The organism is Marinobacter sp. AL4B, assembly GCF_019916045.1.
Classification (GTDB): Bacteria; Pseudomonadota; Gammaproteobacteria; order Pseudomonadales; family Oleiphilaceae; genus Marinobacter.
Genome location: NZ_JAILWZ010000009.1, coordinates 205,244 through 220,396, shown reverse-complemented (window position 1 = coordinate 220,396; position 15,153 = coordinate 205,244). Strand labels below are relative to the sequence as shown.

Below are 15,153 nucleotides of genomic sequence, written 5' to 3'. Positions count from 1 at the left end.
GCCGGGATACGGCCTCGAGACGACTTCCAGATAACGCAAAGGAACCTTTCTCGATGGGTGAATTAGCCAAAGAGATCCTGCCGGTCAATATTGAAGACGAGTTGAAACAGTCCTACCTCGATTACGCCATGAGCGTAATTGTAGGTCGAGCATTGCCGGATGTAAGGGATGGCCTCAAGCCAGTGCATCGTAGGGTGCTGTTCGCCATGTCCGAGCTGGGCAATGACTGGAACAAGGCGTACAAGAAATCTGCCCGTGTGGTAGGTGATGTTATCGGTAAGTATCACCCTCACGGTGATTCTGCTGTATACGACACCATCGTTCGTATGGCTCAGCCGTTCTCTCTGCGGTACCCGCTGGTTGATGGTCAGGGCAACTTCGGTTCCATCGACGGTGATAACGCGGCGGCTATGCGTTACACCGAAATCCGCATGGAAAAGGTGGCGCATTCGCTACTGGCGGATCTCGAGAAAGAAACGGTTGATTTCGTCGACAACTACGACGGTTCCGAGCGTATCCCGGAAGTGATGCCAACCCGAGTGCCGAACCTGTTGGTGAACGGTTCCTCAGGTATTGCTGTGGGTATGGCAACCAACATTCCACCGCACAACCTGACCGAAGTGGTTAACGGTTGTCTGGCCTTGATTGAGAACCCGGATTTGACCATCGATGAGTTGATGGAGCACATCCCGGGTCCGGATTTCCCGACCCAAGGCATTATCAATGGCCGTGCGGGTATTGTTGAGGCCTACCGCACTGGTCGTGGCCGGATTTACATTCGTGCCCGACACGAGGTCGAGCATGATGCCAAGACCAAGCGCGATGCCATTATCATTACCGAGCTGCCGTATCAGCTGAATAAATCTCGTCTCATCGAGAAGATCGCAGAGCTTGTCAAAGAGAAGCGCCTTGAGGGCATCACCGAATTGCGTGATGAATCCAACAAGGAAGGTATCCGTGTTGTTATCGAACTGCGTCGGGGTGAAAATCCGGAGGTGGTGGTCAACAACCTGTTTGCCCAGACCCAGCTCCAAACCGTGTTCGGTATTAACATGGTTGCGCTGATCAATGGCGAGCCAAAGACACTGAATCTAAAAGAAATGCTGGATGCGTTTGTGCGCCACCGCCGTGAAGTGGTGACCCGCCGGACCATTTTTGAACTGCGTAAAGCTCGTGAACGTGGCCATATTCTGGAAGGTTTGACGGTTGCTCTGGCCAACATCGACGAGATGATCGAGTTGATCAAAGCCTCTCCGACCTCGGTCGAGGCGAAAGAGAAGTTGATGAGCCGCGGCTGGGCTCCTGGTGATGTGCTGGCCATGCTGGAGCGCGCCGGCGAAGACGCTTGCCGCCCGGACGATCTGCCAGAAATCTACGGTCTGCGTGATGGCCTGTATTATATGTCTCCTGAGCAGACTCAGGCGATTCTGGACATGCGACTGCATCGTTTGACCGGACTGGAAACTGAAAAGCTCCAGAATGAGTACAAAGATATTCTGGAAAAGATCGCGGACCTGTTGGACATTCTTGGCGATCCGGATCGTTTGATGTCGGTTATCCGCGAAGAGTTGGAAGCGGTTGTTTCCGAATTTGGTGACGAGCGCCGCACTGAAATTACCAGTTCCCAGCGCGACCTGACCATTGCCGACCTGATTGACGAAGAAGATCTGGTCGTTACCATTTCGCATACCGGTTACGCCAAAACACAGGCGGTTGAAGACTACCAGGCCCAGCGTCGCGGTGGTCGCGGTAAAGCGGCAACGGCGATGAAAGATGAAGACTTTATCGAGAAACTGCTGGTAGCGAACTCTCACGACACTATTTTGTGCTTCTCAGATCGTGGCAAGGTTTACTGGCTGCGCGTCTTTGAAATTCCTCGTGGCAGCCGAGGCTCCCGTGGACGTCCGATGGTCAACATTTTGCCCTTGGATGAAGGTGAACGTATCACTACCTTCCTGCCGGTTCGTGATTACCCGGAAGACCAGTTTGTGCTCATGGCGACTTCCGCCGGTGTCGTTAAGAAGACGCCTCTGCCGAACTTCTCTCGCCCACGCAGCAGCGGTTTGATTGCGTTGAATCTGGACGAAGGTGACACCTTGATTGGCGCCGCTATTACTAATGGTGATGCCGAAGTCATGCTGTTCTCGACAGCAGGTAAGGCCGTTCGTTTCAACGAAGAGCAGGTTCGTCCGATGAGCCGGACTGCCCGTGGTGTTCGCGGTATCAAAATGCCGGAAGGTCATCACGTGGTGTCATTGATTATTCCGCAGGAAGGTGGCGTGCTGTTGACGGCCAGTGAGCACGGTTACGGTAAGCGTACTGCGATTGACGAGTTCCCGGCATACAGCCGTGGCAGTCAGGGCGTTATCGCCATGCAGTGTTCTGAACGGAACGGCAACCTGGTGACAGCGCTTCAGTTGTTCGACGGTGACGAGATGATGCTGATCTCTGACAAGGGCACGCTTGTGCGCACTAAAACCGATGAAGTCTCTGTCCTTAGCCGTAACACCCAAGGCGTGCGCCTGATTCGCTTGGCGCAGGAAGACGAGCGCCTGGTTGGTGTTGAGCGTATCGCGGAATCCGATGATGAGGATGAAGACGGCGCCAGCGTAGAAGGCAATACAGAGTCAGGTGCCGATGACGGTGCCGCAGGCGAGGAAACTGAAGAATGAGTAGGGCGTTTAACTTCTGTGCCGGCCCGGCTACATTGCCGGAAGCTGTGCTGAAGCAGGCAGGCAGTGAACTGTTGGATTGGCGCGGCACAGGTATGTCGGTGATGGAGATGAGTCACCGCAGTGACGAGTTTGTAACCATCGCTGAGACTGCTGAGCAAGATCTGCGGGAACTGGCGGGTATTTCTAATGATTACGCAGTCATGTTCATGCAAGGTGGTGCATCCAGTCAGTTTGCTACCATCCCGCTGAACCTGTTGGGTGAGAATGCCACGGCAGACTACATCAACACCGGTATCTGGTCCAAGAAAGCCATTGCGGAAGCCAAGCGCTTCGGCAATGTGAATGTGGCGGCCAGTTCAGAAGATAGTGGTTTTACCACCATTCCGGACCCCTCCAGCTGGGTAACCAATCCTGATGCGGCCTACTTGCATTACACGCCGAATGAGACCATCGGGGGCTTGGAGTATGACTTCGTGCCGGAGAGTGGAGGGGTTCCTTTGGTGGCGGATATGTCATCGAACATATTGTCTCGTCCGGTCGATGTGTCGAAGTTTGGCCTGATTTACGCCGGGGCTCAGAAGAACATCGGACCATCGGGTCTCGTGGTTGTTATCGTTCGTAAAGATTTGCTGGGCAAAGCCCGAAAAGAGACGCCGACGATGATGAACTATCAGGTCATTGCGGATAACGGCTCTATGTATAACACGCCCGCTACATACTCTTGGTATTTGGCTGGTTTGGTATTCAAGTGGCTGAAAGAGCAGGGTGGTGTAAAGGCAATGGGTGAGATCAATGCCCGTAAAGCCAGCAAACTGTACGGCTTTATTGATGACAGCGACTTTTACGCCAACCCTATTGATCCGCGTTTCCGCTCCTGGATGAACATCCCATTCACCTTGGGCGATGACGCCTTGAATGGTGAGTTCTTGACGGGTGCAAATGCTCGCGGGTTGCTCAATCTGGCTGGTCACCGCTCTGTAGGTGGTATGCGTGCCAGTTTGTACAATGCGATGCCTGAAGCGGGTGTGGACGCTTTGATTGAGTACATGGCGGAATTCGCGAAGGAGCGGGGCTAATCATGACCGACGAGAAGGTCCGCCTGAGCGAACTTCGGGACGAAATCGACAGCCTTGATCAGCAGATCATGAAGCTGGTCAGCGCCAGAGCCGCCTGCGCTCAGGAAGTGGCCCATGTAAAAATGGCTGCGAACCCCGGGCAAGATGTATTTTTCTACCGTCCCGAGCGCGAAGCCCAGGTGCTTCGTCGGATTAAAGAAGCGAATCCGGGGCCTTTGCCAGCGGAAGAAATGGCACGTTTGTTTCGGGAAATCATGTCGGCCTGTTTGGCGCTTGAGAAACCGATGCATATTGCGTTTCTGGGGCCATTGGGCACCTTTACTCAAGCTGCTGCGCTCAAGCATTTTGGCCATTCCGTCATCAGTGTGCCCATGCCGGCGATTGATGAGGTGTTCCGTGAGGTTGAATCTGGCTCTGCTCACTACGGCGTAGTACCGGTCGAGAATTCAACGGAAGGAATGGTTAACCATACCCTCGATATGTTCATGTCGTCACCGTTGAAAATTTGCGGTGAGGTCCAGCTTCGCATTCACCATCATTTGATGGTGTCTCCTCAGTTTAAAGATCAAGAAATCACTCGAATCTACTCTCATCAACAGTCCTTTGCGCAATGCCGGCAGTGGCTGGATTCGCACCGCGCCGGAATCGAGCGGATCACCGTGTCGAGCAACGCAGAGGCGGCCCGCCGTGCTGCTGATGAGCCGGGATCTGCGGCAATAGCCGGAGATATGGCGGCCGAACTTTATGGTTTGGATGTGTTGGCGAGTAGCATTGAAGACCGCCCTGACAATACCACTCGGTTCCTGATTATCGGACGGGAAGAGGTAGAGGCCAGCGGCCTGGATAAATCGTCCATTTTGGTATCTATGCGTAATAAACCGGGTGCGTTGTATCAATTGTTGGAGCCCTTCCATCGTGAAGGTATCAGCTTGACGCGGATTGAAACTCGTCCATCTCCCAGTGGTACCTGGGCCTACGTGTTCTACATCGACTTTGAAGGGCATATGGAAGACGAGCTGGCTCGCAAAGTGTTGACCGAAATCGACGATGAAGCCGTGGAGTTGAAGCGTTTGGGTTCCTACCCGATCGGCGTGCTTTAAGTTCAAATTGAATTGACCCGGAGGAATGTTGAATGTCAGTGGATTATCAGAGTCTTGCGGTGAAAGGTGTTCAGGCTCTGTCTCCGTATCAGCCCGGAAAGCCGATTGAAGAACTGGCGCGAGAGCTTGGGCTGAATCCGGAAGATATTATCAAGCTGGCGAGCAACGAAAACCCTCAGGGTCCGAGTGAGAAAGCCATGGCCGCGGCTCGCAAGGCTCTGGAAGAGTCCTGTTTGTACCCCGATGGTAACGGCTTTGATCTGAAGCAAGCGCTTGCAAACCGGTTGGGCGTGGCCACGAATCAGATTACCTTGGGTAACGGTTCCAACGACGTCTTGGAAGTGATTGCCCGCTGTTTTGCCGGGCCTGATAGTGAAGTTGTGTTTTCGCAATATGCCTTCGCGGTTTATCCCTTGGTGGCCCAAGCGATTGGTGCCCGAGGAGTGTCTGTTCCCGCAAAAGAGTGGGGGCATGACCTCGATGCCATGGCAAAAGCCGTCACTGAACGTACTAGGTTGATCTTTATTGCCAACCCGAACAACCCCACCGGCACAGTCCACACAGCCGACGCTATTGAAGCCTTTCTCCAGCGCATCCCCGAGCACATACTAGTTATCCTGGATGAGGCTTATTGCGAATTCCTGACAGGTGAAGAGTATCCTGACGGTATTCAGTTGCTTCAGCGATTCCCGAACTTGATTGTATGTCGCACGTTCTCCAAAGCTTGGGGGTTGGCTGCGATGCGGGTTGGTTACAGTCTCAGTTCTCCCGCAATTGCTGACGTTCTGAATCGAGTGCGCCAGCCCTTCAATGTGAACTCGATTGCCCTGGCTGCAGCGGCAGCGGTGCTTGAGGACGATGCTTATTTGAATCGCTCGCGAGAGGTCAATGAAGCAGGATTGCGCCAGCTTTCTGAAGGCTTCGAGCGACTCGGATTGCCTTTTATACCCTCCTTTGGCAACTTCATTGCGGTTGATGTGGGTGAGCAGTCGTCCGATGTTTATCAAGCATTGCTCAGCCGCGGCGTCATTGTTCGTCCGGTTGCCGGTTACGGAATGCCTAACCATCTGCGCGTGTCAGTGGGTCTTCCCGAAGAGAATGAACGCTTTCTTGCAGCGCTGTCCGAAGCATTAACGACTGTTCAGGGCGGCCGGTAAAATGGCCGGTAACGCGTCTTCGTTTCAACGGGTTGCGATCATTGGTCTCGGCCTGATCGGAGGTTCGCTCGCCAGTGCCATTCGCAAGCATACGCTGGCGGTCTCTGTTGTGGGCTTTGATCAGCGCGCCGATGAACTCGAATTGGGCGTTGAACTCGGTGTGATTGACCAAGCGGCTCCAAGTCTCAAAGCGGCGGTTGAGGGCAGTGACCTAGTCGTTCTGGCGGTGCCCGTTCGGGCAACCCGTAACGTGCTTGAACAAATCAAGCCTTGGTTGGGTCGTGATGCCGTGCTGACAGATGTGGGTAGCACCAAAACCAGTTTTGCTGCCGATGTCGAGGCCGTATTCGGTGAAATTCCGCCGAACGTGATACCGGGGCACCCGATTGCAGGCTCCGAAAAAAGCGGCATTCGAGCGGCTAATCCCGATCTTTTTGCTCAACACAAAGTGATTCTTACTCCGGCCGATAACGCCGACGGCGCGAGCCTATCTCGCTTAAAATCTTTGTGGGAAGGTACCGGAGCGACCGTACTGACCATGTCGGTTGCGTACCACGATGAAGTGCTTGCCGCGACCAGCCATTTGCCACACCTCATAGCCTTCTCGCTGGTGGATACGTTGGCGGGTGAGGATGAGAATTTGGACATCTTCCGGTACGCTGCCGGAGGTTTCCGGGACTTCACTCGAATTGCAGCCAGCGATCCGGTGATGTGGCATGACATTTTTCTGTCAAACCGCGACGCAGTACTACGCGTGATTGACCATTTTACCCACGATTTGGGCGAACTCCGGGGTGCCATTGCCGAGGGCGATGGAGCGACCATGCTCCGGGTTTTTAGTCGTGCCAAAGCGGCGCGAGAACATTTTACGAAAATGCTTTCAGGGCAGGCGTACGTGACTAACAACAGTGATCAGCAAGTTATCTTTCATATGCAGCCGGGTGGTTCTGTCCGCGGCGATATCCGAGTGCCGGGTGATAAATCCATTTCGCATCGTTCCATCATGCTGGGCGCACTGGCCGAAGGTGTGACAGAGGTGAAGGGCTTCCTCGAGGGTGAAGACAGCCTGGCCACTCTGCAGGCCTTTCGCGATATGGGTGTAACTATCGAAGGTCCAGAAAACGGGTTGGTCCGGATTCACGGTGTGGGACTGCATGGCTTGCAGGCGCCACGTGGCCCGCTGTATTTGGGTAACTCTGGCACGGGCATGCGTTTGTTCTCCGGGTTGCTGGCAGCTCAGCCGTTCGACTCCGAGCTTTCTGGTGACGCCAGTTTGTCAAAGCGCCCAATGGGGCGGGTTGCTGATCCCTTGCGGACTATGGGTGCAGTGATCGATACCGCTGAAGGCGGTCGCCCGCCTCTTAAAATCAAGGGTGGCCAGTCTCTGAGTGGTATCCATTACGATATGCCAGTAGCCAGTGCGCAGGTTAAATCGTGTCTGTTGTTAGCTGGCCTATACGCGAACGGGTCAACGTCGGTCACGGAACCTGCGCCGACTCGTGACCACACCGAACGTATGCTGCAAGGTTTTGGTTACGATGTGCAGCGGGACGGTGCAACCGCCAAGGTAATCGGTGGTGGAAAGCTCAACGCTGGCGTTATCGATGTGCCTGCAGACATTTCGTCTGCGGCATTTTTCTTGGTAGCAGCGTCTATTGCGTCGGATTCGGATCTTACCTTGCGCCATGTGGGGATGAACCCGACTCGTGTAGGTGTGATCAATATCCTGCGCCAGATGGGGGCTAATATTGAGGTGCTCGAAGAGCGTGTGATTGGCGGCGAGCCGGTAGCTGATCTACGAGTACGTTCTGCCGAGTTGCACGGTATTGAAATTCCGGAAGATCAAGTGCCGTTGGCTATTGATGAATTCCCGGTTTTGTTTATCGCAGCGGCCTGCGCCAAAGGTCGCACGGTGCTTCGCGGCGCAGAAGAGTTGCGGGTAAAAGAAAGTGACCGGATCCAAGTGATGGCGGATGGTCTGGCGGAGCTTGGTGTTGAAACCACCGTGACTCCGGATGGCATAATCATTGACGGTGGTCAGACGATCGGTTCTGGTACGGTTGAAAGCCACGAAGATCATCGGATTTCGATGTCTTTCGCTGTTGCGTCTTTGCGAGCAACGGGTCCGATTGTGATTAATGACTGTTCGAACGTGACAACGTCGTTTCCGGACTTTGTTGAGCTGGCAAAACAGACAGGCTTCAATATTAGAACAGAAGGTGGTTCTTAATGGTGGATAGCAAGGCCCCAGTCATTACCGTGGACGGCCCTGGCGGTGCGGGTAAAGGCACGATTACCCAGATGTTGGCCCGTCAATTAGGTTGGCACTTGCTTGATAGTGGTGCTTTGTATCGCCTTACTGCTCTTGCGGCAATACGTCAGAGTGTGTCGTTGGATGATGAATCGGGATTGGTGAATGTTGCGGCTACACTGGATGTGGAGTTCGAGCCAGGTGAAGTTGGCCAGCCGGTGCGTGTGCTTTTAGCAGGAGAGGAGGTCACATCTGAAATCCGTACCGAGGCCTGTGGTAATAACGCATCCAAAGTTGCCGTTATGCAACCTGTTCGGGACGCCTTGCTGCAGCGCCAAAGAGATTTCCAGAAAGCGCCCGGCGTGGTCGCTGACGGGCGGGATATGGGGACGGTGGTTTTCCCCGGCGCGCCAGTGAAAATCTTCCTGACCGCGAGTGCCGAAGAGCGTGCGCGGCGTCGTTATAATCAGTTGAAGGAAACGGGGGTCGATGTTAGTATTGACGCCGTTTTAGACGAGATTCGGGTACGTGACGACCGGGATATGAACCGGTCAGCGGCCCCTCTTAAGCCTGCGGATGATGCGCAAGTCATTGATTCTACAGGTTTGAGTATAGAAGAGGTGTTAGACAGGTGTATGGCCGCAGCAGGTCAGGCCTGACGACACCTTTTTGTCGTTGGAATGCCGGAGTCAGCAAAATTTTGCCAGCCGCAGGCTGAGTCCGGAAATCACTAACAGACCGTGTTGCTGGCGGCACGGAGCATACTTGCGTTGATCATATAGGGCACATAATGAGCGAGAGCTTTGCGGATTTATTCGAAGAAAGTTTAAAAGAAATCGACATGCAGCCAGGTTCCATTGTTCAGGGAACCGTAGTTGATGTTGATAGCGACTGGGTCACCGTTAACGCTGGACTGAAGTCCGAAGGCGTTATCCCCGCCTCCCAGTTTCTCAATGAAAAAGGCGAGTTGGAAGTTCAAATCGGCGACGTAGTCGACGTTGCTCTCGACGCAGTTGAAGACGGTTTCGGTGAAACCCGTCTGTCTCGTGAGAAAGCGAAGCGTGCCGAAGCTTGGAAGGTTCTGGAGAAGTCCTTCGAAGCTGAAGAAGTGGTTAAAGGTATCATCAACGGCAAGGTTAAGGGTGGTTTCACCGTTGATCTGGCAGGCATCCGTGCCTTCTTGCCGGGTTCTTTGGTAGACGTTCGTCCGGTTCGCGACACTGCGCACCTGGAAAACAAAGAACTTGAGTTCAAGGTTATCAAGCTGGACCAGAAGCGTAACAACGTGGTTGTTTCTCGCCGCGCCGTTCTGGAAGCTGAAAACAGCGAGCAGCGTGAAGCTCTGCTGGAAACTCTGACCGAAGGTCTGGAAATCAAAGGTATCGTCAAGAACCTGACTGACTACGGCGCGTTCGTAGATCTGGGCGGTGTTGACGGCCTGCTGCACATCACTGATATGGCTTGGAAGCGCATCAAGCACCCAAGCGAAATCGTGAATGTGGGCGATGAAATCAACGTTAAAGTCCTGAAGTTCGACCGTGAGCGCAATCGTGTTTCTCTGGGTCTGAAGCAGCTGGGCGAAGATCCTTGGGTAGATATCAAAGGTCGTTACCCAGAGAGCGCTCGGGTAACAGCTCGTGTAACCAACCTGACCGATTACGGCTGCTTTGCTGAGCTGGAAGAAGGTGTTGAAGGTCTGGTGCACGTATCCGAAATGGATTGGACCAACAAGAACATCCATCCTTCTAAGGTTGTTCAGGTTGGTGACGAAGTTGAAGTTATGATCCTGGATATCGACGAAGAGCGTCGTCGTATTTCTCTGGGTATCAAACAGTGTGTGTCTAACCCTTGGGAAGACTTCTCTGGCAACTTCAACAAAGGTGATCGCATCTCCGGTAAGATCAAGTCAATCACTGACTTCGGTATCTTCATCGGTCTGGATGGCGGCATCGACGGACTGGTTCATCTGTCTGACATCAGCTGGAACGAAACCGGTGAAGAAGCCGTTCGTGAATATAAGAAGGGCGACGAAGTTGAAACCGTTATCCTGTCTGTTGATCCAGAGCGTGAGCGTATCTCCCTGGGTATCAAGCAGCTTGAAAGCGATCCGTTTGCCGAGTTTGTTCAGCTGAACGACAAGGGCTCTATCGTTAAGGGTACTGTTTCTGAAGTTGACGCTAAAGGCGCGACTATTGCCCTGAACGAAGAAGTTGAAGCGGTACTGAAAGCCTCTGAAATCAGCCGTGACCGTGTTGAAGATGCACGCAACGTTCTGAAGGAAGGCGAAGAAGTAGAAGCGAAGATCATCAGCATCGATCGCAAGAACCGCGTAATCAACCTGTCTGTTAAGTCTAAAGATGTTGAAGACGACAAGCAGGCTCTTGATAACGTACGTAGTAAGACTGCAGAAACCTCAGGAGCCACCACTATCGGTGACCTGATCAAGGAACAGATGCAGCAGCAGAATGCCAACAAAGACTAATAGTTTGGTTGGTAGTGAAAAAAACGGGCTCTAAGAGCCCGTTTTTTTTGTGTTTTTTTCTGGTTTGGCTAAACTAGAGTCATTGGAATCCGGCATTCAAGTACGGAAGATTAATGACAGAGGAAAGTGCCTCATGACGAAGTCCGAACTGGTTGAACTTGTAGCATCAAAGCAGACACAGCTCTCGGTTAAAGATGTCGAGTTGGCTGTTAAAACGATTATTGAACATATGTCTCAAGCGTTAGCAGATGGTCAGCGTATCGAGATCAGAGGGTTTGGCAGTTTTTCTTTACATCACCGCGAAGCGCGCGTTGGCCGAAACCCGAAAACCGGTGAAGCCGTGCAGTTACCAGCAAAGTACGTGCCGCATTTTAAGCCCGGGAAAGAACTACGAGAACAGGTTAATGATAGCTTGAAAAAAGGATTCTAATCCTGGCATAGGTGAGCCTTAGGGCTTTATGAGGTCGCAAATTTACCCGTCTGGAGCGTGTACGAGATGGCAGCACTGCAGAAGATTCTCCTAATTGTCTTGGCTGTTATTCTGATAGTCGTTGCTCTGGTGTTCTCGTTGAATAATCAGATGGCGGTTTCCCTTAACTTCCTGCTGTTCGAGACTCGGCCTCACGGGGTCGCGGTTTGGATTATCATGTCTTTTGTGCTGGGCGCGTTAGTGGGTGTTTTGTTGATGTTGATTGGGTCGTTTCGTTCATCGGTATCCCGTCGCAATTTGAAAAAGCGACTTGAGCGCACCGAACAAGCGTTAGAGAAATCCCGGGCTAATAACGACCAGGCACTTTAATGGAACTAGTGTTCAGCTGGCTGCTTTTATCGGTGGCTGTTGCCGTTGGCTGGCTAGTGGGGCGGTATGGCGGCTCTTATCGCCGTTCACGTAAAACCATATCCGATGTAGACTCTGTTAAAGATCGTCTTCAATTTCTGTTTACCAACTATTCAGATCAAGCCGTAGAAAACTTTGTGCAATCCTTGCCGGTGAACAAAGATACGGTCAGCCTTCATTTGTCAATCGGCAGTCACTTCCGCAACAAAGGCGAGACCGATCGCGCAACCTTAATCCATCAGAATTTGCTCGCTCGTCCTGAATTGCCTGCTCGTTATACTCCAAAAGTAACGCTCGAATTAGCCATGGATTATCTAGGTGCTGGGTTATTGGATAGGGCTGAGGCGCTGTTTCAAGAGCTGATGGGGGATCGCGAATTCGGTCGCCGGGCCGCGAGTGAACTCATTGAGCTATATCAACAAGAAAGAGAGTGGGAGAAGGCCGGACAGGTTGCGAAAACGCTCACAAGCACAGATTCCGATCCGGTCATGTTCAAGACGCTTTCTTACATCACTTGTGAGTTGGCCGATTCAGCGCTCAAGGACGACGATCGCTGGACAGCAAAGAAGCTGTTCAGGGAAGCCTTGGAATACGATCCATCTTGTGTGCGGGCAACCCTGTTGCTGATGAAGCTTCACGCCAGACAGGGCAACTATCGCGAGGCAAGCAAGCAGGGGTTGAAGGTGTTCGAGCAGAATCCTCAATTCGGCCCCGAGGCTGTTGATCGTTTAATGCAGCTTGAACGTGATCATGGCGACGTGGGGCGTTTATTCAAGAAACTGAAAAAACTCTATGAGCAATACCCAAGCACAAGCTTGCTGCTTGCGCTGGTGGAGTCGGTGGAGCGCTCTTCGAGTCGTCCTGCAGCGATTGATCTGCTGCGTCAGGAATTGGAGGTCCGGCCTTCGATGCGCGGTCTGCTTCGGCTTGTAGAGCTGGCAGGCTATGAGAAAGGCATGACTACTGATGAAGGGCGCTTGGTGAGTCGTATCGGGCATCTCATTCTCGCCAATCGCCCAATCTATCGTTGTGTGAATTGTGGCTTCGATGGCCGGCAATTGCACTGGCTGTGCCCCAGCTGTAAGCAATGGGAAACAGTGCGGCCGATTCAAGGTGTGGAAGCGGAATAACGTTTTAATTTACTGACTGGGAAAATCGAACGTGCAAAACCCAAACGACCCTAAAATTATTGTTGCTTTAGACTTTCCCTCTCAAGACCCGGCGTTGGCGCTTGTTGATCAATTGGATCCGGAAAAGTGTCGTTTGAAGGTTGGCAAAGAGTTGTTTACTCGCTCGGGCCCGCAACTGGTTAAGGCGCTGCAGGGCAGGGGCTTTGATGTTTTTTTGGATCTGAAATTCCATGACATCCCGAACACGACTTCGTCGGCAGTGGCTGCCGCAGCAGATTTGGGTGTATGGATGGTGAACGTCCACGCTTCGGGCGGCGAGAAGATGATGGTCGCCTGCCGTGAGCGATTGGAGTCTTTCGGTGCAGATAAGCCGTTGCTGATTGCCGTGACGGTTCTGACCAGCATGTCTGCCGACGATTTAGCAGGCATTGGTATCACTGATTCGCCGGAGGTGCATGTCTCTCGCTTAGCCGCCTTAACCAAGAACTGTGGCCTGGATGGTGTCGTGTGCTCTGCGCAGGAGGCACCGCGCCTAAAAGCTGAGCAGGGTACGGACTTTCAGCTCATTACCCCGGGCATTCGCCCGCTGTCCGCTGACAAAGGCGATCAACAGCGCATTATGACCCCAACGGACGCTCTTGCCGCGGGCTCTGACTACCTAGTCATTGGTCGTCCTATTACCAAGGCTGCTGATCCTCTGGCGGCGTTGGAGGCTATTCATGCTGAGGTTGTCGCTGTTTAAACTTGTTTCTTGAAGCTGATTTCTGGCCCTAGCCTGTGAGGATTGCGGGTAGGGCTGCGGGAGCCAGCTCCCGCAGCCCTAGATCAAACTTATTAGAGATATTCGTCTAGAGCGGCAATCTCTTGTAAAACAAACGCCCACAAAAAAGCCCGCTAATTCATAGAACTAGCGGGCTTTCGAAATAGTGGCTCCCCGAGCTGGGCTCGAACCAGCGACAAACGGATTAACAGTCCGTTGCTCTACCAACTGAGCTATCGGGGAACATCGTCATGTGACGAGGCGCGTATATTAGTGTGGCCATACCGCCTCGTCAACCCCTTAGCTAAAAAAATTAGCCAAGAGCTTTTTGCAAACGCTCAATTGCTTTCTCGAGGTTATCCATGCTGGTCGCAAAGCTCAAACGCATGTGGCCCGGGCTCCCGAATGCAGAGCCAGGAACCAACGCAACGCCCGCTTCGCTCAACAGCTTCTCAGCGAACTCAACGTCAGTGCTTACGCCGTCAGTTGCGTCAATCGCTTCTTGGAAGCTAGGGAACACGTAGAAGGTGCCATCGCCGTAAGGGCACTCAACGCCCGGGAGCTTGTTCAACGCATCCACGAGCCAGTCATGGCGCTCTTTGAACGACTTAACCATCTCGCCTACGCACGCCTGATCACCATCAAGAGCAGCAGTAGCGGCGGCCTGAGAGATCGAGCAGGGATTGGATGTGCTCTGAGACTGAATCTTCTTCATGGCGCCAATGATCTTCGCCGGGCCCGCCGCATAACCGATGCGCCAGCCGGTCATAGAGTAGGCTTTGGATACGCCGTTCAGTACGAAGGTGCGCTCATACAGCTCAGGGCAGGCGTTGACGATGTTGCAGAACGGTTTGCCGGTCCAAAGAATCGGCTCGTACATGTCGTCGGTGGCGATCATGATGTTCGGGTGCTTCTTAAGCACTTCACCAATCGCTTGCAGCTCTTCCATTGAGTAGGCCATGCCACTCGGGTTAGAGGGGCTGTTGATCACGAAGAGACGGGTGCGATCAGTAATCGCATTTTCTAATTGCTCCGGTGTGATCTTAAAACGGGTATCAACCGATGTTTCAATTACTACCGGCTTGCCTTCTGCAACCAATACCATGTCCGGGTAAGATACCCAGTACGGCGCAGGTATAATGGCTTCGTCGCCCGGGTTCAACGTGGCCAGTGCCAGGTTGAAAAAGCTTTGTTTGCCACCACTGGATACCAGAATCTGATTGGCTTCGTATTCCAGGCCGTTGTCGCGTTTGAACTTCGCAATGATCGCTTTTTTCAGAGCAGGCGTACCATCAACGGCGGTGTACTTAGTTTGGCCGTTAGCAATGGCTTCAATAGCGGCCTTTTTGATGTGCTCTGGGGTGTCGAAGTCCGGCTCACCTGCGCCCAAGCCAATAATATCTTGGCCAGCAGCGCGAAGCTCAGCTGCTTTGTTGGTAACGGCGAGGGTTGGAGATGGCTTGATAGCCTGTACACGGCTGGAAAGTTGAAGGTCCAAACTTGAGCTCCTTAAAGCTGCGTCTTATGGGCTGCGACCGGCGTGTTAGCACGGGGAGTTCTGCTTCCCGGCTTAATTTTACACGGCCGTCGATCGGGCAGATGGTATCATGAAGCGACGGTATCGCTAAATTTCTTGTAAGTAGTAGCCGTGATGGTTGCCACTGACGACTGGAGGTTCTTTGCC

12 protein-coding genes and 1 tRNA gene are annotated in these 15,153 nt (G+C 53.0%); 11 read left to right on the top strand and 2 right to left on the bottom strand.

Features of this window, described 5'->3' with window-relative positions; genetic code table 11:
• Positions 1-53 precede the first annotated feature (53 nt).
• From gyrA to pyrF, 11 genes are all read left to right on the top strand, one after another.
• Entirely contained in the window at positions 54-2,672 is a 2,619-nt protein-coding gene (gyrA, locus tag K5L82_RS01585; protein ID WP_133005250.1) for a DNA gyrase subunit A, read from the top strand.
• The gene (gene serC, locus K5L82_RS01580) at positions 2,669-3,751 is read left to right on the top strand and encodes a 3-phosphoserine/phosphohydroxythreonine transaminase (protein WP_133005251.1); all 1,083 of its coding nucleotides are present in this window, start codon (positions 2,669-2,671) and stop codon (positions 3,749-3,751) included. The genes gyrA and serC overlap by 4 nt, the downstream gene beginning before the upstream one ends.
• 2 nt (positions 3,752-3,753) lie before the next feature.
• Positions 3,754-4,851, top strand: a complete 1,098-nt coding sequence (gene pheA, locus K5L82_RS01575) for a prephenate dehydratase (RefSeq protein WP_223132918.1) — start codon at positions 3,754-3,756, stop codon at positions 4,849-4,851.
• 32 nt (positions 4,852-4,883) lie between these two features.
• On the top strand, positions 4,884-6,008 hold the full coding sequence (hisC, locus tag K5L82_RS01570) for a histidinol-phosphate transaminase (RefSeq protein WP_133005253.1): 1,125 nt from the start codon (positions 4,884-4,886) through the stop codon (positions 6,006-6,008).
• Between the two features lies 1 nt (position 6,009).
• Complete coding sequence (locus tag K5L82_RS01565) at positions 6,010-8,238, top strand: bifunctional prephenate dehydrogenase/3-phosphoshikimate 1-carboxyvinyltransferase (protein WP_223132917.1); 2,229 nt, start codon at positions 6,010-6,012, stop codon at positions 8,236-8,238.
• Positions 8,238-8,918: a (d)CMP kinase gene (gene cmk / locus K5L82_RS01560; protein ID WP_223132916.1), complete on the top strand. Its 681-nt coding sequence runs from the start codon at positions 8,238-8,240 to the stop codon at positions 8,916-8,918. The genes K5L82_RS01565 and cmk overlap by 1 nt, the downstream gene beginning before the upstream one ends.
• 131 nt (positions 8,919-9,049) lie before the next feature.
• On the top strand, positions 9,050-10,741 hold the full coding sequence (gene rpsA, locus K5L82_RS01555) for a 30S ribosomal protein S1 (RefSeq protein WP_133005256.1): 1,692 nt from the start codon (positions 9,050-9,052) through the stop codon (positions 10,739-10,741).
• A 133-nt stretch (positions 10,742-10,874) separates the two neighbouring features.
• The gene (locus K5L82_RS01550; RefSeq protein WP_114335658.1) at positions 10,875-11,171 is read left to right on the top strand and encodes an integration host factor subunit beta; all 297 of its coding nucleotides are present in this window, start codon (positions 10,875-10,877) and stop codon (positions 11,169-11,171) included.
• Positions 11,172-11,237: 66 nt separating this feature from the next.
• The gene (locus K5L82_RS01545) at positions 11,238-11,540 is read left to right on the top strand and encodes a lipopolysaccharide assembly protein LapA domain-containing protein (RefSeq protein ID WP_223132915.1); all 303 of its coding nucleotides are present in this window, start codon (positions 11,238-11,240) and stop codon (positions 11,538-11,540) included.
• Positions 11,540-12,709, top strand: a complete 1,170-nt coding sequence (lapB, locus tag K5L82_RS01540) for a lipopolysaccharide assembly protein LapB (protein WP_133005258.1) — start codon at positions 11,540-11,542, stop codon at positions 12,707-12,709. Before K5L82_RS01545 ends, lapB begins: the two co-directional genes overlap by 1 nt.
• Before the next feature lie 31 nt (positions 12,710-12,740).
• On the top strand, positions 12,741-13,451 hold the full coding sequence (pyrF, locus tag K5L82_RS01535; protein WP_223132914.1) for an orotidine-5'-phosphate decarboxylase: 711 nt from the start codon (positions 12,741-12,743) through the stop codon (positions 13,449-13,451).
• Positions 13,452-13,636: 185 nt separating this feature from the next.
• On the opposite strand, the gene K5L82_RS01530 is transcribed toward pyrF, so the two are convergent.
• A tRNA-Asn gene (locus tag K5L82_RS01530) sits at positions 13,637-13,712 on the bottom strand.
• Positions 13,713-13,782: 70 nt separating this feature from the next.
• Positions 13,783-14,967 (bottom strand): pyridoxal phosphate-dependent aminotransferase, encoded by a 1,185-nt coding sequence (locus K5L82_RS01525; RefSeq protein WP_133005260.1) that lies wholly within the window; start codon positions 14,965-14,967, stop codon positions 13,783-13,785.
• Between the last annotated feature and the right edge of the window lie 186 nt (positions 14,968-15,153).

Excerpts from the sequence above, each read along its gene's own strand:
- gyrA (WP_133005250.1), top strand. The coding sequence starts at position 54 with ATGGGTGAATTAGCCAAAGAGATCCTGCCGGTCAATATTGAAGACGAG.
- serC (WP_133005251.1), top strand. The coding sequence starts at position 2,669 with ATGAGTAGGGCGTTTAACTTCTGTGCCGGCCCGGCTACATTGCCGGAA.
- pheA (WP_223132918.1), top strand. The coding sequence starts at position 3,754 with ATGACCGACGAGAAGGTCCGCCTGAGCGAACTTCGGGACGAAATCGAC.
- hisC (WP_133005253.1), top strand. The coding sequence starts at position 4,884 with ATGTCAGTGGATTATCAGAGTCTTGCGGTGAAAGGTGTTCAGGCTCTG.
- K5L82_RS01565 (WP_223132917.1), top strand. The coding sequence starts at position 6,010 with ATGGCCGGTAACGCGTCTTCGTTTCAACGGGTTGCGATCATTGGTCTC.
- cmk (WP_223132916.1), top strand. The coding sequence starts at position 8,238 with ATGGTGGATAGCAAGGCCCCAGTCATTACCGTGGACGGCCCTGGCGGT.
- rpsA (WP_133005256.1), top strand. The coding sequence starts at position 9,050 with ATGAGCGAGAGCTTTGCGGATTTATTCGAAGAAAGTTTAAAAGAAATC.
- K5L82_RS01550 (WP_114335658.1), top strand. The coding sequence starts at position 10,875 with ATGACGAAGTCCGAACTGGTTGAACTTGTAGCATCAAAGCAGACACAG.
- K5L82_RS01545 (WP_223132915.1), top strand. The coding sequence starts at position 11,238 with ATGGCAGCACTGCAGAAGATTCTCCTAATTGTCTTGGCTGTTATTCTG.
- lapB (WP_133005258.1), top strand. The coding sequence starts at position 11,540 with ATGGAACTAGTGTTCAGCTGGCTGCTTTTATCGGTGGCTGTTGCCGTT.